Here is an 18,793-nt window from a genome sequence, read left to right as displayed (position 1 = left end):
ACTCCCCAGAGCAACGCGCCTGGGGGTACCCCCAGCCGCGTTGTCGTCAGTCGCCGATGTCCCCCGTAGCCCTTCGGGCACGGGAGGTGGGCCCACCGCGGTGCCTCCTTTCTCCGCCTTGCGATCGCACGCGCCGGACACCGCCGGGCCCGCCCTTCGGGCGGACGACGCTCCTGTGAAGACGCTCCCTAGCGCAGCGCCGTCTCCAGGAAGTCGCTGCCGATGCGGGCGACCGCGGCGACGTCGAGCTGGTGCAGGACGTACCGGCCGCGGCGGCGCGTGGTCACCAGCTGCGCCTTCTTCAGTACGGCGAGGTGGCGCGAGACCTCCGGCGGGGTGATGCCGTGCCAGTCGGCCAGCTCGCTGGTCGTGTACGCGGCGCGGGCGAGCTGCCGGCACAGGCGCATGCGCATCGGGTGGGCCAGCGCCTCCATGCGCAGGTGGAGCAGCTCCACCGAGGCCGGCCCGGGCAGCTCGGGCGCGCCCACGGGGTAGTGGACGACTGGCCGCCAGCCGGGAGCGTGCACCACCCACAGGTGGGGCCAGCCGAAGCTGGACGGCACGAACGTCACGCCGGTGCCCGTGGCGGCGGTCCGGCCGTCGATGAGTTTGTCGACGTCGATGCGCCGCGCGCCCCCGTCCTCGCTGAGGGTCACGGCGGGGGAGACGGCGTGCAGCACCTCGTGCAGGCCCTTGCGGCGCAGCACCTCGGTCTTGTGCCGGGCATCGGCGGCCAGGCCGGGCTGGACGCGGCGCCAGGTGTCGGCGAAGAACGCCTCGTCGCAGTCCTCGAAGAGACGGCGCAGCCACGCGCGTACGCCGGGAGGGTCGGCGAGCAGCCGACGGGTGAACTCCAGCTGCCGGGGGCCGCGGTTGGCGGCGAGCTCCAGCGCGCGTTCGGTGCGCAGGGGGCCGCCGTTCACGTACTGCGCGGAGCAGGTGAAGTCCAGGGCCGCCGCCATGAAGCGCTCCTCGTCCAGCCGGTCGAGGAGGTCCAGCTCCTCGGCGAGCGTGGCGCCAGTGCGGCCCTCGCCGCCCCGGATGCCGGCGAACGGCATCAGGATGTCGGAGAACGTGGTCGTCCACAGGAAGTTCGCCTCATGCAGCCGGTCGGCGAGATCCGGCTTCAGCGCGGCGGCGGTGGCGGTCGCCCAGCCGTGCAGCCCCGGGTGGTGCCCCGGCTCGGACAGGGCGTGCAGCGCCACGCCCAGCTCGGCGAGGGGCGAGATGTCGAAGACGATGCGCTCGGGCGGCAGGCCGGTGATGTCGATGCTCACGCTCACGTCCCCATGGTGAGGGTTGCGGGGGCCGGCCTCGCGCCGATTGACGCCCCTCGTCAATCGACGCGCCCGCACGGCCCGTGGCGCGGACCCTGGAAGACATGAACGCCCTGCACCAGCACCTGATCGACGCCTACCGCAGCGACCTGCACGGCGCCCCCCGGCCGCCACTGCCGGGCGCGTACGACTGGCGAACGCTGCGTTCGCTGCGCGACCTCCGCCGCTGCCGCGCGCTTCTGCGCGCCTCCACGCCGTACGTCACCGAGGCCGCCGACGCCCCGGACCGCCCGGACCGCCCCGGCGGCCCCTCCGGCCCCGGTGGCCCCTCCGCCCCCGCGCGCCACGACCCCCCGCGTCATGACCCTCCGCGCCAGGACCGCCCGAGGCCCTGAGACCGGAGCCTCCCCGGCACGCCGACGCCCCGCCCCCCCCGCCGCCGAGCCGATCATCACACCGGCGGTCACCGCCTGTGGACGGTCAGCAAGCGGAACGAAACGCTGGCGTAGCATGACCAGAAATCGTCCGGTACCCCCCGCGGACTGGAACGGAAGGCCGACGCCCGCGTGAACGCATCTGAACCCCGCCCCGCCCGGCTCACCGTCGGCGTCGTAGGCGCCGGACGGGTCGGGCCCGCCCTCGCCGCGTCGTTGCGGCTCGCCGGGCACCGTCCGGTGGCCGTGTCCGGCGTGTCCGACGCGTCCGCGCGACGCGCCGCCGAGCTGCTGCCCGACGTGCCGCTCGTCCCGCCCGCCCAGGTCCTGGAGCGGGCCGATCTGGTGCTGCTGACCGTCCCCGACGACGCCCTGCCCGGCCTGGTCCAGGGCCTGGCCGAGACCGGAGCCGTGCGCCCCGGGCAGCTCCTGGTGCACACCTCCGGGCGGTACGGCACGGCCGTGCTCGACCCGGCCCGCCGCGCCGGCGCGCTCCCGCTCGCCCTGCACCCGGCCATGACGTTCACCGGTACGAGCGTCGACGTCCAGCGGCTGGCCGGCTGCTCCTTCGGAGTCACCGCCCCCGAGGAGCTGCGGCTCGCCGCCGAGGCGCTGGTCATCGAGATGGGCGGCGAACCGGAATGGATCGAGGAGGAGGCCCGCCCGCTCTACCACGCGGCCCTCGCCCTCGGCGCCAACCACCTCGTCACGCTCGTCGCCCAGTCCATGGAGCTGCTGCGCACGGCGGGGGTCGCCGCCCCCGACCGGATGCTCGGCCCCCTGCTCGGCGCCGCCCTCGACAACGCCCTGCGCTCCGGCGACGCGGCCCTCACCGGCCCCGTCGCACGCGGCGACGCCGGTACGGTCGCCGCGCACGTCGCCGAGTTGCGCAAGCACGCCCCCGCCACCGTGGCCGGCTATCTCGCCATGGCCCGGTCGACCGCCGACCGGGCGCTCGCCCACGGCCTGCTCAAGCCGGAGCTCGCGGAGGACCTCCTCGGCGTCCTCGCGGACCGGGCGGACCGAGCGGGCCCGGCGGGTCCGGCAGGAGGCGCGGAAGGCGCGGAAGGCACCGAAGGCACCGAAGGAGACGGCAGCCGATGAGCCGCGACCGCGACTTCGCACTGATCCCCACCCGCGCGGAGCTGAACCGCGCCCTGGACGCGGTGGCCGCGCGCGGCGGCCGCACGGCCGTCGTCATGACCATGGGCGCCCTCCACGACGGGCACGCCACGCTCGTCCGCACCGCCCGCCGGCACGTCGGCGCGCGGGGCCACGTCCTGGTCACCGTCTTCGTCAACCCCCTCCAGTTCGGCGCGGGTGAGGACCTCGACCGCTACCCCCGCACCCTGGAGGCGGACCTCAGGACCGCCGAGCGGGCGGGCGCGGACGCGGTCTTCGCCCCCTCCGTCGACGAGGTCTACCCGGGCGGGGAGCCGCAGGTCCGGATCACCGCGGGCCCCATGGGCGAGCGCCTCGAAGGGGCGTCCCGCCCCGGTCACTTCGACGGCATGCTCACCGTGGTCGCCAAGCTGCTCCACCTGACCCGCCCGGACGTGGCGTTCTTCGGCCAGAAGGACGCCCAGCAACTGGCCCTGATCCGCCGCATGGCCCGCGATCTGAACTTCCCGGTCGAGATCGTCGGCGTACCGACCGCCCGCGAGCCCGACGGCCTCGCGCTCTCCAGCCGCAACCGCTACCTGTCACCCGCCGAGCGCCGCACCGCCCTCGCCCTGTCCGCCGCGCTGTTCGCCGCCCGCGACCGGCTCGCCGCGCAAGCGGCGCTGCGCGCCCGCGCCGAGACGCTGCGCACCTCCGAGAGCCGCGCCGAGGCCCTGTCCCGGCTCGGCGAGTCCCGCGCCGCGGCCGACGCCCACGCGGTGGCCGCGGCGGGCCCGGGCGGGGCGGACGCGGTTCGGGCGGCGGCCCGCGCGGTACTCGACGAGGCGGCGAAGGGCAAGCCGCCGCTCGCCCTGGACTACCTGGCCCTGGTGAACCCGGCCGACTTCACCGAGGTGCCCGACGACCACACCGGTGAGGCGATCCTCGCCGTCGCCGCGAAGGTCGGCACGACCCGGCTCATCGACAACCTTCCCCTCACCTTCGGAGCGCCCGCATGACCGGCATACGCCTCCAGGCCCCCGCCCCCGGCTGGGCCATCGACGCCGACGTCGTCGTGGTCGGCTCCGGTGTCGCGGGCCTGACCGCCGCCCTGCGCTGCACGGCCGCCGGTCTGCGCACGGTCGTCGTCACCAAGGCCCGCCTGGACGACGGTTCGACGCGCTGGGCCCAGGGCGGTATCGCCGCGGCGCTCGGCGAGGGCGACACTCCGGAGCAGCACGAGGACGACACGCTCGTCGCGGGCGCGGGCCTGTGCGACGAGCAGGCGGTGCGCGCGCTGGTCACCGAGGGCCCCGACGCCGTACGCCGGCTGATCGCGACCGGCGCGCGGTTCGACACCGACGAGGCCGGCACCATCGAACTGACCCGTGAGGGCGGCCACCACCGCCGCCGCATCGCCCACGCCGGCGGTGACGCGACGGGCGCGGAGATCTCCCGCGCCCTGGTCGACGCGGTCCGTGACCGCGCGGTGCGCACCATCGAGAACGCCCTGGTCCTCGACCTCCTCACGGACGCCGAGGGCCGCACGGCGGGCGTGACGCTCCACGTCATGGGCGAGGGCCAGCACGACGGCGTGGGCGCGGTCCACGCGCCGGCCGTCGTCCTCGCCACCGGCGGCATGGGCCAGGTCTTCTCCGCGACCACCAACCCGGCCGTCTCCACCGGCGACGGCGTGGCGCTCGCGCTGCGCGCCGGCGCGGAGGTCAGCGACCTGGAGTTCGTCCAGTTCCACCCCACGGTCCTGTTCCTCGGCCCCGACGCGGAGGGCCAGCAGCCGCTGGTGTCGGAGGCGGTACGCGGGGAGGGCGCCCATCTCGTCGACGCGGACGGCGTCCGCTTCATGGTCGGGCAGCACGAGCTGGCCGAGCTCGCACCGCGCGACATCGTCGCCAAGGGCATCATGCGCCGGATGCGCGAACAGGGCGCCCACCACATGTATCTGGACGCCCGGCACTTCGGCGCCGGGATGTGGGAGTCCCGCTTCCCGACGATCCTCGCCGCCTGCCGCGCGCACGGCATCGACCCGGTGACCGAACCGATCCCGGTCGCCCCGGCGGCGCACTACGCGTCGGGCGGCGTCCGCACGGACCTGCACGGCCGTACCACGGTCCCGGGCCTGTACGCCTGCGGCGAGGTGGCCTGCACGGGCGTCCACGGCGCGAACCGCCTCGCGTCGAACTCCCTCCTGGAGGGCCTGGTCTTCGCCGAGCGCATCGCCGACGACATCGCGGCGCACACCTCCCGGGAGCCCGGTACGCCCGTCCCGCACCCCGCCCCCACGCTCCTCCCGCTGCTCGACCCGGCCACGCGCGCCCGGATCCAGCACGTGATGACCACCGGCGCGGGAGTCCTGCGCTCCGCGCGGAGCCTCGCCGCCGCGGCCGAGGAGCTGGAGGCCGTCCACGCGAGCGCCGTCGCCGGCGAGGACGGCAAGGCCGCCGAGCCGGGCGTCGACTCGTGGGAGACCACCAACCTGCTGTGCGTCGCCCGGGTCCTGGTGGCCGCGGCCCGCCGCCGCGAGGAGACCCGCGGCTGCCACTGGCGCGAGGACCACCCCGACCGCGACGACACCGCGTTCCGCCGCCACCTCGTCGTACGCCTCGGGCCGGACCGGGCTCTGGACGTGCGCGCCACCGACACCCAAGACTTCCCTCCGACCGCCGCCGACGCCCCCCAGGAGCCGTAACCGTGAGCACGCCCGAAGAACGCCCGCAGCCCGTGGACGTCCCCCTGATCAACATCGGCGCACCGGCCGCGCCGGAAGGCTGCGGTGACGGCTGCGGCTGCGGGGGCGACGACGAGGTGTACGAGTGCGGGCTCGACCCCGCGCTGGCCGCGCTGCTGGTCAACGCCGGCCTCGACCCCGTACTCGTCGAGGACGTGGCGTACCGCGCGATCGAGGAGGACCTGGACGGCGGCGTGGACGTGACGACCGTCGCGACGGTCCCGGAGGACGCCGTCGCCACCGCCGACTTCACCGCACGTGAGGCGGGCGTGGTCGCGGGCATCCACATCGCCGAGGCGATCATGTCGGTCGTCTGCACGGAGGAGTTCGCCGTCGAGCGGCACGTCGAGGACGGCGACCGCGTCGAGGCCGGCCAGAAGCTGCTGTCCGTCACCACCCGCACCCGCGACCTGCTCACCGGCGAGCGCAGCGCGCTGAACGTCCTGTGCCGCCTGTCCGGCATCGCCACCGCCACGCGCGCGTGGGCGGACACGCTGGAGGGCCACAAGGCGAAGGTCCGCGACACCCGCAAGACGACGCCGGGTTTGCGCGCCCTGGAGAAGTACGCGGTGCGCTGCGGCGGCGGCGTCAACCACCGCATGTCCCTCTCCGACGCCGCGCTGGTCAAGGACAACCACGTGGTGGCGGCGGGCGGCGTCGCGGAGGCCTTCAAGGCCGTACGGGACCGGTTCCCCGACGTCCCGATCGAGGTCGAGGTGGACAACCTCCACCAGGTCCGCGAGGTCCTGGAGGCGGGCGCCGACCTGATCCTGCTGGACAACTTCACCCCGGCCGAGACGGTGGAGGCGGTCACGATCGTCGCCGGCCGCGCAATTCTGGAGTCGTCCGGCCGTCTGACCCTGGAGAACGCCGCGGCGTACGCGGCGACCGGCGTGGACTACCTCGCGGTGGGCGCCCTGACCCACTCCTCCCCGATCCTCGACATCGGCCTCGACCTGCGAGAGGCGGAGCAGGGCTGATGCTGCTCACGATCGACGTCGGCAACACCCACACCGTCCTCGGCCTCTTCGACGGCGACGAGATCGTCGAGCACTGGCGGATCTCCACGGACGCCCGTCGCACCGCCGATGAGCTGGCCGTGCTGCTCCAAGGCCTGATGGGCATGCACCCCCTGCTCGGCGACGAGCTGGGCGACGGCATCGAGGGCATCGCGATCTGCGCGACCGTCCCCTCCGTCCTGCACGAGCTGCGCGAGGTGACCCGGCGCTACTACGGCGACGTCCCCGCCGTCCTCGTGGAGCCGGGCATCAAGACGGGCGTGCCGATCCTGGTGGACAACCCCAAGGAGGTCGGCGCGGACCGCATCATCAACTCCGTCGCCGCGGTCGAGCTCTACGGCGGACCGGCGGTCGTCGTCGACTTCGGCACGGCGACGACGTACGACGCGGTGAGCGCGCGCGGCGAGTACGTGGGCGGCGTCATCGCCCCGGGCATCGAGATCTCGGTCGAGGCGCTGGGCGTCAAAGGCGCCCAGCTCCGCAAGATCGAGCTGGCCCGCCCGCGCAGCGTGATCGGCAAGAACACGGTGGAGGCGATGCAGGCGGGCATCGTGTACGGCTTCGCCAGCCAGGTCGACGGCGTCGTGCACCGCATGAAGCGGGAACTGGCCGGCCCGTCCGGCGACCCGTCGGACGTCAAGGTCATCGCCACGGGCGGACTCGCCCCGATGGTCCTGGGCGAGTCCCAGGGCATCGACGAGCACGAGCCGTGGCTGACCCTGATCGGTCTGCGCCTGGTCTACGAGCGGAACGTGTCCCGCATGTAGGCGGCGAAGGCGCCGGACCCGCACCACCCCGGGCGCGCCGCCCCGACCCGCACCGTCCGGGCACCGACTCGCTCCCGCACGAACACGGTCGGGCAACGCGCCCAGAATGGACCGATTAAACAATTTTTGTCCGATTGGCGCGTATCGTCGGGCCATGCCTACGCCATACGGATCCCGCGGCGGCCTGGCGTTCGGCGCGGATGAGCTGCGTGTGCTCCGACGCGCCCTCGCCCATGCCCTGCACCCGACCCCGCTCGACGACGAGGACGTCCAGGACTGCCACCGCCTCGCCGGCTCCGTGGACGAGGCGGTCCGCGAGGCCGGGCGGCTGCGGGCCTTCCTCCTCGCGGACCTCGCACGCTACCGGGACGCCCTGCCCGGCTCCGCCCCCGGCTATCTGGAGCTCCTCCAGGACGCCCTGGCGACCGGCTACGACCCCCGCCCTGAGGACCTGGCCGCGCTGCGCACCCTGCGCCACAAGACCGTCGGCGCCGCCCTCCTGGAGCGCTGCCGAACCCTGGCCGAACAGTCCGTGCGGGCCCGCCTCGCCGGGCAGCGCACCGCCCCGCCGGCCCCCCGCCTGCGGCTGCTCGCCCTGCCGGGCGGCCGTACCGCGACCGCCGGCGCCGGCGACACGCCCAAGCCCAAGCCCGCGCCCACGCCTCCGGCCCCGCCCCCCGCCGAGCGCCCGGTGCCCAAGCCGTCCGAGGTCTTCCCGCCGCGCCGCCGCCCGGCGGCGCCCCCGCCCGAGAAACGGGCGGCGAGCTAGTTACCCTGGTCGGCATGGACTACGTATCCGCGCTCCTGCCCCCGGTGGTGATGGCCGCCTTCTTCATCGCCCTGGTGGTGACGATCGTCAAGAGCCAGGGTGGCCCGAACAAGGCCAAGGAGGACGCGGCCGTCGACGCGGCGCTGGCGCGCGCCGAGGCCGCCCGGCAGCCGGACGGCTCCGCCTGACCGGCCGGGGCGACCCGACCCGTACCCGCCGAGCCCACAGGGCGTACGACCGCTTACGCGGCGTACGCCCTTTTTGTTACGTTTGATAGGTCAATAGCCAGTTATTCCGACATCCCCCACTATGGTGACGACGTGCCGCGTCAATTGGGAGAGCTCGAAGACGCCGTCATGACCCGCGTCTGGCAATGGAACCGCCCGGTCACCGTCCGGGAAGTCCTGGAGGATCTCCAGCAGGAACGCTCCATCGCCTACACCACCGTCATGACCGTAATGGACAATCTCCATCAGAAGGGCTGGGTGCGCAGGGAAGTCTCCGGCCGCGCCTATCGATATACCGCGGTCTCCACCCGTGCCGCCTACTCGGCCGCACTGATGAACGAAGCGTGGTCGAAGAGCGACAACCCCGCGGCGGCCCTGGTGGCGTTCTTCGGCATGATGTCGCCGGAGCAGCGCGAGGCGCTGAATGCCGCCGTCCGCATCGTCCAGGGGGACACCCCGGAAGAAGAACCGGCGGCGCCCGCGGAACGGGAACACACGGAAGTCGAAGCCGGCGAAGAGGCGACCGGTGAGCAACCCGCACAGCGCGAGGCCGCCGACGACGAGGACCCCACAGGGCGATAGCGTCCACCCATGTCCTCCACCCAGCTTCCGCCTACGCCGCCCAATCCCGCCGCAAATGCCGTGACCGTACGGCGGGCCAGGACCACCGATGTGCCGGCCGTCCGCCGTCTTGTGGATCCGTACGTCGGCGAAGGCATCCTGCTCGACAAAGCGACCGTGACGCTTTACGAGGACATCCAGGAGTTCTGGGTCGCGGAACGCGACGGGGACGGCACCGTCGTCGGGTGCGGCGCACTGCATGTGATGTGGGAAGACCTCGCCGAAGTGCGTACTCTCGCCGTCGATCCCGAGTTCAAGGGCGCAGGTGTCGGCCATCAAGTGCTGGGCAAGTTGCTGGAGACGGCCCGCTGGCTCGGTGTGCGCCGGGTATTCTGCCTGACCTTCGAAGTCGACTTCTTCTCGAAGCACGGCTTCGTGGAGATCGGTGAGACGCCGGTCGCCGGAGATGTCTACGCCGAGCTCCTGCGTTCCTATGACGAGGGTGTCGCCGAGTTCCTGGGTCTCGAACGAGTGAAGCCGAACACCTTGGGCAACAGCCGGATGCTTCTGCACCTGTGACCGGCCGATCGGCAACGCCGATCCCTATGTCCGAATCGCGTATGTTTCCCGCGTTCTCGCGGTTCCGAACCTCTCCCGGGGGTTTGTGTTTTCCCGGGAAAAGCGGTTTCCTTTCCGCGTACTGCATTTTCGATGAAAGGAAATCCGGTGGCACAGAAGGTTCAGGTCCTTCTTGTTGACGACCTCGACGGTGGCGAGGCGGACGAGACGGTGACGTTCGCTCTGGACGGCAAGACCTACGAGATCGACCTCACCACCGCCAACGCGGACAAGCTCCGCAGCCTGCTCGAGCCGTACACCAAGAGCGGCCGGCGTACCGGTGGCCGTTCCGCGGGTGGCCGTGGCAAGGGACGCGTCGCCGCCGGCGGCAGCCCCGACACCGCGAAGATCCGCGCGTGGGCCAAGGAGCAGGGCCTCAATGTGAACGACCGCGGTCGCGTGCCGGCCGACATCAAGAAGGCTTACGAGGACGCCAACCACTGAGTGCGGGCGGCCCTGCCGGCATTCAGCAGCCGGACCCGGAGGCACTCCGTCGCCGCCGCGTCCACGAGCCGTACGAGACCGGGGCCACCCCCGTCGCCCCCGGCGGCCCAGTCCGCCGCGAGCGCGGGCGGAGCCGGCAGTGTCGGCTCCACCTCGCGCCCCGGCACGGGAGGGCGCAGCCACACGGCGGCGCCCGGCGAGCCGGATCCGCTCCATCCCGGGGGAACAGGGGCGGTCATCCGGCCGCCCGCGCCCAGCGCGGCCAGGTCGAGGCCGATGCCGCCCCACTCCAGCCAGTCGAGCAGCCCCGGCAGCTCGTCGGCGCTGCCCGCGGCCACCAGCATCCGCATCCGGTGCCCTTGGACGGCCACGGGCCAGCGACCCCCCAGGCGCCGCAGTACGGCGGCCCCGGCGGCGGCCGGCAGCTCCAGCACATCGAAGCGGAGCCCCGTCAGCAGCTCCACGCCGCCCGAGCGGCTGTCGACCGCCCAGCCGAGCCCGTGCTCGTACCACCGCGCCCGGTCGCCGTCGTCGAGCGGCACGCGCGGCAGCGGAACGGTGAAGGCCATACCCGGGGAACTCCCGACCCGGCGCCGAGGTTACGCGCAGTGGGGAATCGATCACTCACCGTGCGGGCGATGGGCGTGCGCGCGAGTGGTCATGGGCGCAAGGGTGTTCGCCCTTAGCTGAGGGAACCGGGGTCCGCCGCATGGAGTGTCCGTGCTTACGGGTAAGACATTCCTAGTGGGGAGGGGCGACACGCAGGCCGCGGACGTCTCACGTTCGCCATCGGCGTACAACCGGTGAGGGTAAGTGCCTGGCCTGCGGGAACATCGTCTCGCACCATCGGGTTGGAGCATTTGTCGGCGTTCGGGTCAGGAGGCCATTGACGGGTGTCGGCAGTTGGAATGAGCGGTCCCCGCTTGCGGGACTAAGCTGCGGAAGGACAGGGAGGGGACCGACCCCTTACTGCCTGACCGCTCTGAGGAGCGATTAACGATGTTCGAGAGGTTCACCGACCGCGCGCGGCGGGTTGTCGTCCTGGCTCAGGAAGAAGCCCGGATGCTCAACCACAACTACATCGGCACCGAGCACATCCTCCTGGGCCTGATCCACGAGGGTGAGGGTGTCGCCGCTAAGGCCCTGGAGAGCCTCGGGATTTCGCTCGAGGCGGTCCGCCAGCAGGTGGAGGAGATCATCGGCCAGGGCCAGCAGGCCCCGTCCGGGCACATCCCCTTCACGCCCCGTGCCAAGAAGGTCCTGGAGCTGTCGCTCCGCGAGGCCCTTCAGCTCGGCCACAACTACATCGGCACCGAGCACATCCTGCTCGGCCTGATCCGCGAGGGCGAGGGCGTCGCCGCCCAGGTCCTCGTGAAGCTGGGCGCCGATCTCAACCGGGTGCGGCAGCAGGTCATCCAGTTGCTCTCCGGCTACCAGGGCAAGGAAGCCGCCACCGCCGGTGGCCCTGCCGAGGGCACCCCCTCGACGTCCCTGGTCCTCGACCAGTTCGGCCGCAACCTCACCCAGGCCGCCCGTGAGTCCAAGCTCGACCCGGTCATCGGGCGCGAGAAGGAGATCGAGCGGGTCATGCAGGTGCTGTCCCGCCGGACCAAGAACAACCCGGTCCTCATCGGCGAGCCCGGCGTCGGCAAGACGGCGGTCGTCGAGGGCCTGGCGCAGGCCATCGTCAAGGGCGAGGTGCCCGAGACCCTCAAGGACAAGCACCTCTACACCCTGGACCTCGGCGCGCTCGTCGCCGGCTCCCGGTACCGCGGTGACTTCGAGGAGCGCCTGAAGAAGGTGCTCAAGGAGATCCGCACCCGTGGCGACATCATCCTCTTCATCGACGAGCTCCACACCCTGGTGGGTGCGGGCGCCGCCGAGGGCGCCATCGACGCGGCTTCCATCCTGAAGCCGATGCTCGCCCGCGGTGAGCTGCAGACCATCGGCGCCACCACGCTCGACGAGTACCGCAAGTACCTGGAGAAGGACGCGGCCCTGGAGCGCCGCTTCCAGCCCATCCAGGTCGCGGAGCCGTCGCTGCCGCACACCATCGAGATCCTCAAGGGTCTGCGGGACCGTTACGAGGCCCACCACCGGGTCTCCATCACGGACGAGGCGCTGGTCCAGGCCGCCACCCTGGCCGACCGGTACATCTCGGACCGCTTCCTGCCGGACAAGGCGATCGACCTGATCGACGAGGCCGGCTCCCGGATGCGCATCCGCCGCATGACCGCGCCGCCGGACCTCCGCGAGTTCGACGAGAAGATCGCCGCGGTCCGCCGGGACAAGGAGTCCGCGATCGACTCCCAGGACTTCGAGAAGGCGGCGTCTCTCCGTGACAAGGAGAAGCAGCTGCTGGCGGCGAAGGCCAAGCGGGAGAAGGAGTGGAAGGCCGGCGACATGGACGTCGTCGCCGAGGTCGACGGCGAGCTGATCGCCGAGGTCCTCGCGACCGCCACCGGCATCCCGGTCTTCAAGCTGACCGAGGAGGAGTCCTCGCGCCTGCTCCGCATGGAGGACGAGCTCCACAAGCGCGTCATCGGGCAGAAGGACGCCATCAAGGCCCTGTCGCAGGCGATCCGCCGTACGCGGGCCGGCCTGAAGGACCCGAAGCGCCCGGGTGGCTCGTTCATCTTCGCCGGCCCGTCCGGTGTCGGTAAGACCGAGCTGTCCAAGACGCTCGCCGAATTCCTCTTCGGCGACGAGGACGCGATGATCTCCCTCGACATGTCGGAGTTCAGCGAGAAGCACACGGTTTCCCGCCTCTTCGGTTCCCCGCCCGGATACGTGGGTTACGAAGAGGGCGGCCAGCTCACCGAGAAGGTGCGCCGCAAGCCGTTCTCCGTCGTCCTCTTCGACGAGGTCGAGAAGGCCCACCCCGATATCTTCAATTCCCTTCTCCAGATCCTGGAGGACGGTCGCCTGACCGACTCCCAGGGCCGGGTCGTGGACTTCAAGAACACGGTCATCATCATGACGACCAACCTCGGGACCCGGGACATCTCGAAGGGCTTCAACCTGGGCTTCGCGGCACAGGGCGACGTCAAGACCGGTTACGACCGGATGAAGGCGAAGGTCAACGAAGAGCTCAAGCAGCACTTCCGGCCCGAGTTCCTCAACCGCGTCGACGACACGGTCGTCTTCCACCAGCTCAGCCAGGAAGACATCATCCAGATCGTCGACCTGATGGTCGCCAAGGTGGACGAGCGACTGAAGGACCGCGACATGGGCCTCGAGCTCAGCGGTTCCGCCAAGGAGCTCCTGGCGAAGCACGGCTACGACCCGGTGATGGGCGCCCGGCCGCTGCGCCGGACGATCCAGCGCGAGATCGAGGACATCCTCTCCGAGAAGATCCTCTTCGGTGAGCTGCGCCCCGGTCACATCGTGGTCGTGGACACCGAGGGCGAGGGTGAGCAGAAGAAGTTCACCTTCCGCGGCGAGGAGAAGGCGGCTCTGCCGGACGTCCCCCCGATCGAGCAGGCCGCCGGCGGCGCCGGCCCGAACCTGTCGAAGGACGCGTGACGCTCCCAGGGAGCTGAGCGACTGAAGGGGCTGCCCCGGACGCGTACGGAAACGTACGGTCCGGGGCAGCCCCCTTTTTTCGGCCGTGCGGCCTGGGCGCCGGGCGTTTCAGCAGGACGCCGGCTTCCGCCAGGAGCATTCGAGGTCGGCCGCCGGTTCGGTGGCGCGGGTACGGGGCGGCTGTGCGGGTCGGATGGTGCCGTTCGCCGTGTCGGACTTCGCCAGCGTCACGACGATCGCGTCCTCGACGCTCTTGACGGACGGGGCGAGGTGGTTGTTGAGGAGGACCGCGTAGACCAGGCGGCGCCCGCCGGCGTCGGTGACGTAGCCGGAGAGGGCCGACGCGCCCGTCAGCGAACCGGTCTTGGCATGCGCGTTGAGGGCGGCGGGCGTGTTGCACATCCGGGTGCGCAGGGTGCCGCCCGTGGAGCGGTCGGGGGCGCAGGCGACGGGGAGGGAGGCGTACCAATCGGCGAACCAGGGGGCGTCCTGGACGGCGAGCAGGAGGCGGGCGAGCTGGGCGGCGGAGAAGAGGTTCATCCGGGAGAGGCCGGAGCCGTCGGTCTGGCGGTACCGGTCCGGGTCCACACCCTCGGTCTTCAGGTACGCGCCGATGGCGGCGAGGCCGGCGCTCCAGGTGCCGCGGCCGGACGACTCGTAACCGATCGTCTTCGTGAGCGCCTCGGCGTGCATGTTGTTGGACAGCTTCATGAAGGGGCGCATGAGTTCCCTGAGGGGCATGGAGCTGTGGGTGGCGAGGAGCGTGGCCCCGTCGGGCGTCCGTTCACCGAGGCGAGGCGGTCCTCCCATACGGACGCCATGGGCGGCGAGCGCGTCGGCGAAGACGGCGGCGGCGTAGCCGGTGGGCTCCCAGACGGTGCCCCATTCCCTGGTGGCGGCGCCCCGGAGGGGGATGTCACCGCTGATCACGAGGGTGTTCGTGCCGTGCCGGCGCTCGATGGTGAGGGTGTCGGGCCGGCCGGCGGGGACGGTCGAGGCGCGATTGTCGACGCGTACCCAGCCGGTGCGGGGGGTGAGGGTGACGCGCGGTTTCGCGCCCGCCGTGGTGGCGGGGGCGGCCTCGACGACGACCGTGCCCGCGTCGTAGTCGGTGTCGGGGGCGACGGTGAGGGGCGAGATCTGCGCGGAGTAGTACGACGACTCGTCGTCGGCGGCCCAGGCGCGGCCCAGCCGGTGGGTGTCGAAGCGGGTGTCGTCGGCGACGACGCGGCCGGAGACCCGGGTGATGCCGGAGGCGGCGACCCGCGCGGCGAGCGCGTCGTAGTCCTTGGCGAGGGTGGTGGGGTCGCCCGTACCGCGCAGGTACAGGTCGCCGCGCAGGACGCCGCCGGCACGCCGCCCGGTGGACAGCACCTCCGTACGGAAGCGGTGGTCGGGGCCGAGCAGGGCCATGGCGGCGGCCGAGGTGACCAGCTTGGTGTTGGAGGCGGGCATCAGCCGGTCGCCGCTGTCGCGCTGGTAGAGCGTGTCCCCGGTGGCGGCGTCGGCGACGACGACGCTCACGGCGCCGCCGTCGAGCCGGGGGTCGGTGAGGATCGTGTCGATGGCCCCCTTGAGACCGGAGTCGGAGGGCCCGGCGTCGGCGGGGAGGGCGCTCACCGTGAGAAGGGCGGCGAGCCCGAGGGCGAGGGAGGTCACGCGCGTCACGTGTCTGCTCATGCAGAGGAGGATGGCGGAGGGGGGAGGGGGTGGGAAGAACCCGCGCGTGGGGTGTCGGCGGATGTCAGTGCGCCCCCATGCGGCGTACGACACCGGCGGGCAGCCTGGCCTCTCCTCGCACCGGCACTCCCGGAGGCAGATGGACTGCCACCAGCTCCATCCCGGCGAGCGGTGTCAGGTCGAGCTCGGGCGGGAGCAGGACGTCGTCGATCAGACTGAGGATCGCCAGTCCGGGGAAGAGGTCGGGCACGCGTTCGAGATCCGGCAGCGGATGGTCCCCGGCATTGACCAGCGTCAGCTCCGCCACGTCGGGGAGCGAGAGCCCGGGCGGGCAGCGGGTCAGCGATTCCCACGCGATCCTCAGGTCGGCCAGGCCCGCCAGTGCGGCCAGTGCCGTCCACTCCTCGGGCCGCAGGGGGCTGCTCCGGGCGCCGAGGTACAGGTCGGTCACCGCGCCGAACCGGGCGATGCCGCTCAGCCCTCCCCGAGGCGCCGGGGCGTCCGCCAGGTCGAGCATGGCGGTGTGCCACCGGCGGACGAACGCGATCACCTCGGCACGGTTCATCGGGGAGAGCGTCAGCTCGGTGAAGTCGTCGGCGGCGAGCCAGTCGTCGCGTACCGCCGAGGGGCGGGAGGTGACGAGCCAGCGGTTGCCGCTGTAGGCGGCGAGCAGATCGCGCAGCCAGCCACGGGCGCGCTCGCGCTCGGGCGCCGGCACCTCGTCGATCCCGTCGACGAGGACGAGAGCGCGGCCGGCCGACAGCACGCGGTCGGCCCAGCCGTCGGGCGGGACGAGCGGGCAGGCGACGGCGGAGAGGAAGCGGTCCGGGGAGGGCAGCGGCTCGCCGTGGCGGGTCAGCGTGCGCAGGGGCAGACGAAGGGGACCTTGTCGCGCAAGTACGCCATGGGGCTCTCACCCCCTTCGCGGCGGGTGCCGTCGGTGGCGGAGACGGCGAGCCACTGGATGAGCGTGGTCTTGCCGGAGCCCGCGACGCCCCGGAGCAGGACGCGCCCGTGGTCGGCGAGGACCAGATCGGCGGGGCGGGGCGGGAGAAGCCGGGCGAGTTCGAGGCGGAGCGCGTCGCGCGTGGTCGCGCCGCCACGCCGGGCCTCCTCGTCGAGGGCCGGCCATGCGGTCGCGGAACCGGCCTGGAGGCTCAGATAGGCCGCGTCCAGGGGCCAGGTGTCCGGCGAGTGGTGCAGGTCGATGCCTTAGATGGTCAGGCTGCCGTGCTTCTTGCCGAGGTACGCGCGGCAGCGCCGCTCGAAGTCCCCGTCCTGTGCGGTGACGTGGGGCGTGCGGGCGATCAGCCGGTCGGCCCTGCCGATCAGCTCGGCCAGGTCCCGGCGCTGCTCGACCAGGGTGCGGGCGATGAACGTCGAGCGCCGGGTGAAGAAGTCCAGGATGTGCAGGCACGCCCACTCGGTGACCGTGTCGAGGAACAGCGTCGCGTCCGTCGACAGACCGTCGGGCGCGGGGCCGCTGGTGCGCAGGTGCCGGGCCAGTGCGCGGTGGCCCAGGTGGACGGCCCGGACGTCGTCCATGTCGAGGTCGCCGAGGGCGAGCAGCGTCCGGGACAGGGCGTCGACGACCGCGTCGGTCTCGTCGTGCGGAAAGGGCTGCTCGCCGGGGGTGTCGAGGGCCTTGCGGACCGGGGTGGCGGCCAGTTTCCGTACGTCCCGCTCGGTGAGGGCGCGCTGCTCGCCGCGGAAGGAGACGAGGCGTGAGAGGCGCACGCGCTGCTCGACGAGGCCGGCGCCGGGGCCGTCCTGGACGAAGAGCTTCCTGATGAGCGGGCTGATGGCGCTCGATGTGACGCGGACACCGATGAGTGCTGGGTCCACGTCCGTCCCCCCGTGAGCCGTGGCGTGATCGTCGACGTGTCGAGCGTAGCCAGGGCTCCGGGTCTTTGGTCCCGAAACGGACAATACGGGGGCCGTGGCTCGTGACAAGCCGCACAGCCGTTTTGGGCGGTACTAGGCGGAATAGTGCGGTGCGGGCGCCCCATGCGTGGGCTTCCGGGGGGTGGGGTGGTCCGCGCGCGCCGAGTGCCGCTGGTACGGGGGTGAAGGCGGCCGGAAAAGCCGCAGGCCAGCGGCGTGCCATCTCTGGCAAACCTTACTTTCTAAGGACATTTTGGACTTTGGCCCTCGACTGAGGCGGGCCGTCAAGCGTGCGCGTCACACCGGGTCGCCTACGAGAAGATGTCGTAGATGGGTGGTTTGAGGTGGGATGGGAGGGCGGGTTACCAAGGATGAGCACTCGCCCGGCGCGCCGCTCGCGTCGGGTCCGTTCTTGTCCGGAGGTCTTCCCCGTATGTCGAACCGCATCAAGCACCCCGCCCGTAACGCCGCCGTCGCCCTCGCCGCCGCCGGCATGGGAGCGTCCATGGTGTTCGGAGCCGGTGCCGCGTTCGCTGCCGAGGGACAGGCGAGCCCCGCCCTCGACCCCGCGGCCGCCGTCGCCGCGCAGGCCGAGGCCCAGTCCACGATCGCCCAGCAGGTCGCGGCCGCCAAGAAGGCGGCGGCGGAGCAGCAGGCCGCGAAGGCCGCCCAGGTGGCGAAGGCCGCGAAGGCGGCCAAGGCCGCGGCGGCGAAGAAGGCCGTGTCCTGGGTGAAGCCGGTCTCCCACTACACGCTGAGCGCGTCCTACAACCAGGGCGGCGCCATGTGGGCCAACAAGCACTCCGGCCAGGACTTCGCCGTCCCCGTCGGCACCCCCGTCAAGGCCGCGCACAGCGGTGTCGTGGTGAAGGCCGGCCCGAACGGCGGCGGTGACGGCCCCGCGTACGGCAACGCCATCGTGCTCAAGCACGCCAACGGCACGTACTCCCAGTACGCCCACCTGTCGAAGATCAACGTCGGGGTCGGCAAGACCGTGAAGACCGGCCAGGTCATCGCCAAGTCCGGCAACACCGGCAACTCGTCCGGCCCGCACCTGCACTTCGAGATCCGTACGACCCCGAACTACGGCTCCTCGGTCAACCCGGCGGCGTTCCTGCGCGCCGAGGGCGTCACCCTCTGACGTCAGGCGTCAGCGGCCCTCATGGGCCTCGGTCACCAGTCCGATGGCGACCTCGAGAACGGCTTCGCGCTTCTCCTCGGGGTCGCCTTCGACGTTCTGCATGAAGAACATCGAGGCGTGCATCGTGAACAGCGCGCTGATGCACCGCATCCGGTCCACCATGTCCAGGTCGGGCTCCTGGATCAGCCGCGTCAGCGTGATCACGCGCGCCTTGAAGTGGTCGCCGATGCTCAGCTCGCGCACGGTGGCCTGATTCTCCTGCATGAAGCGGAAGAGCGGGGCGGCCCCCATCAGCGCCTCGTGGTAGCGGCGCAGGATCTCCCGCTTGGTCTCCAGCGTGCGCGGCTGTTCCTCGGCCCAGGCGATCAGGTCGTCGATGGGGCGCGACAAGTCCTGGAAGAGGCTGATGACGATGTCTTCCTTGGTCTTGAAGTGGTAGTACAGCGCGGCTTTGGTGACCTCCAGCCGCTCGGCGATCTCCCGCAGCGAGGTCTTCTCGTAGCCCTGGTCGGCGAAGAGGTCGAGGGCCACGTCCTGGATGCGCTGGCGGGTGTTGCCTCGGGCCATGGATCCCGGTCCTCTCCAACAAACTTACTTGAC

17 protein-coding genes and 1 pseudogene are annotated in these 18,793 nt (G+C 72.0%); 13 read left to right on the top strand and 5 right to left on the bottom strand.

From position 1 onward, the window contains the following. Nucleotides 1-188 precede the first annotated feature (188 nt). Entirely contained in the window at nucleotides 189-1,277 is a 1,089-nt protein-coding gene (locus tag ABZZ38_RS26430) for a DUF5937 family protein (protein WP_356744356.1), read from the bottom strand. A 104-nt stretch (nucleotides 1,278-1,381) separates the two neighbouring features. Here ABZZ38_RS26430 and ABZZ38_RS26425 point away from each other — a divergent pair, with 104 nt between their 5' ends. The 11 genes from ABZZ38_RS26425 (at nucleotide 1,382) to ABZZ38_RS26375 (ending at nucleotide 9,963) form a co-directional block, all read left to right on the top strand. Next, nucleotides 1,382-1,672 (top strand): hypothetical protein, encoded by a 291-nt coding sequence (locus ABZZ38_RS26425; RefSeq protein ID WP_356744352.1) that lies wholly within the window; start codon nucleotides 1,382-1,384, stop codon nucleotides 1,670-1,672. A 171-nt stretch (nucleotides 1,673-1,843) separates the two neighbouring features. Then, complete coding sequence (locus tag ABZZ38_RS26420) at nucleotides 1,844-2,815, top strand: DUF2520 domain-containing protein (protein ID WP_356744350.1); 972 nt, start codon at nucleotides 1,844-1,846, stop codon at nucleotides 2,813-2,815. Further along, on the top strand, nucleotides 2,812-3,831 hold the full coding sequence (gene panC, locus ABZZ38_RS26415) for a pantoate--beta-alanine ligase (RefSeq protein ID WP_356744348.1): 1,020 nt from the start codon (nucleotides 2,812-2,814) through the stop codon (nucleotides 3,829-3,831). Before ABZZ38_RS26420 ends, panC begins: the two co-directional genes overlap by 4 nt. Further along, on the top strand, nucleotides 3,828-5,519 hold the full coding sequence (locus tag ABZZ38_RS26410) for an L-aspartate oxidase (protein WP_356744346.1): 1,692 nt from the start codon (nucleotides 3,828-3,830) through the stop codon (nucleotides 5,517-5,519). Before panC ends, ABZZ38_RS26410 begins: the two co-directional genes overlap by 4 nt. A gap of 2 nt (nucleotides 5,520-5,521) precedes the next feature. After that, nucleotides 5,522-6,538 carry a carboxylating nicotinate-nucleotide diphosphorylase gene (nadC, locus tag ABZZ38_RS26405; RefSeq protein WP_356744344.1) on the top strand — a complete coding sequence of 339 codons (1,017 nt, stop codon included), beginning with the start codon at nucleotides 5,522-5,524 and terminating at the stop codon, nucleotides 6,536-6,538. After that, on the top strand, nucleotides 6,538-7,344 hold the full coding sequence (locus ABZZ38_RS26400; protein ID WP_356744342.1) for a type III pantothenate kinase: 807 nt from the start codon (nucleotides 6,538-6,540) through the stop codon (nucleotides 7,342-7,344). The genes nadC and ABZZ38_RS26400 overlap by 1 nt, the downstream gene beginning before the upstream one ends. A gap of 184 nt (nucleotides 7,345-7,528) precedes the next feature. After that, nucleotides 7,529-8,113, top strand: a complete 585-nt coding sequence (locus ABZZ38_RS26395; RefSeq protein ID WP_356744354.1) for a hypothetical protein — start codon at nucleotides 7,529-7,531, stop codon at nucleotides 8,111-8,113. 14 nt (nucleotides 8,114-8,127) lie between these two features. Next, nucleotides 8,128-8,301, top strand: a complete 174-nt coding sequence (locus ABZZ38_RS26390; RefSeq protein WP_356744340.1) for a hypothetical protein — start codon at nucleotides 8,128-8,130, stop codon at nucleotides 8,299-8,301. Nucleotides 8,302-8,433: 132 nt separating this feature from the next. Then, a complete protein-coding gene (locus tag ABZZ38_RS26385) occupies nucleotides 8,434-8,922 on the top strand; it encodes a BlaI/MecI/CopY family transcriptional regulator (protein WP_356744338.1) in 489 nt (162 codons plus the stop codon). A 9-nt stretch (nucleotides 8,923-8,931) separates the two neighbouring features. Beyond that, nucleotides 8,932-9,480 (top strand): amino-acid N-acetyltransferase, encoded by a 549-nt coding sequence (locus ABZZ38_RS26380; protein WP_356744336.1) that lies wholly within the window; start codon nucleotides 8,932-8,934, stop codon nucleotides 9,478-9,480. Nucleotides 9,481-9,627: 147 nt separating this feature from the next. Then, the gene (locus ABZZ38_RS26375) at nucleotides 9,628-9,963 is read left to right on the top strand and encodes an Lsr2 family protein (RefSeq protein WP_356744334.1); all 336 of its coding nucleotides are present in this window, start codon (nucleotides 9,628-9,630) and stop codon (nucleotides 9,961-9,963) included. Here the strand turns inward: ABZZ38_RS26375 and ABZZ38_RS26370 are convergent. After that, the gene (locus tag ABZZ38_RS26370; RefSeq protein ID WP_356744332.1) at nucleotides 9,942-10,532 is read right to left on the bottom strand and encodes an SCO3374 family protein; all 591 of its coding nucleotides are present in this window, start codon (nucleotides 10,530-10,532) and stop codon (nucleotides 9,942-9,944) included. The genes ABZZ38_RS26375 and ABZZ38_RS26370 overlap by 22 nt on opposite strands. Nucleotides 10,533-10,962: 430 nt before the next feature. Between ABZZ38_RS26370 and ABZZ38_RS26365 the strand changes: the two genes are divergently transcribed. Beyond that, a complete protein-coding gene (locus ABZZ38_RS26365) occupies nucleotides 10,963-13,488 on the top strand; it encodes an ATP-dependent Clp protease ATP-binding subunit (protein ID WP_356744330.1) in 2,526 nt (841 codons plus the stop codon). 108 nt (nucleotides 13,489-13,596) lie between these two features. On the opposite strand, the gene dacB is transcribed toward ABZZ38_RS26365, so the two are convergent. Next, a complete protein-coding gene (dacB, locus tag ABZZ38_RS26360) occupies nucleotides 13,597-15,168 on the bottom strand; it encodes a D-alanyl-D-alanine carboxypeptidase/D-alanyl-D-alanine-endopeptidase (RefSeq protein ID WP_356744328.1) in 1,572 nt (523 codons plus the stop codon). A gap of 517 nt (nucleotides 15,169-15,685) precedes the next feature. Then, a pseudogene (locus ABZZ38_RS26355) lies at nucleotides 15,686-17,013 on the bottom strand (NACHT domain-containing protein); the annotation flags it as partial. 472 nt (nucleotides 17,014-17,485) lie between these two features. On the opposite strand from ABZZ38_RS26355, the gene ABZZ38_RS26350 reads away from it, so the two are divergent. After that, nucleotides 17,486-18,193, top strand: coding sequence for a M23 family metallopeptidase (locus ABZZ38_RS26350; protein ID WP_356744326.1), 708 nt, complete (start codon nucleotides 17,486-17,488; stop codon nucleotides 18,191-18,193). Between the two features lie 9 nt (nucleotides 18,194-18,202). Here ABZZ38_RS26350 and ABZZ38_RS26345 read toward each other — a convergent pair whose 3' ends face one another. After that, a complete protein-coding gene (locus ABZZ38_RS26345; protein WP_356744324.1) occupies nucleotides 18,203-18,760 on the bottom strand; it encodes a helix-turn-helix domain-containing protein in 558 nt (185 codons plus the stop codon). Nucleotides 18,761-18,793: the final 33 nt, after the last annotated feature.

It is taken from the genome of Streptomyces sp. NPDC006368 (genome assembly GCF_040612535.1).
In the GTDB taxonomy this organism is placed as follows: Bacteria; Actinomycetota; Actinomycetes; order Streptomycetales; family Streptomycetaceae; genus Streptomyces.
The sequence above is the reverse complement of the archived record's forward strand: the minus strand, read 5'-3'. Positions and strand labels throughout refer to the sequence as shown.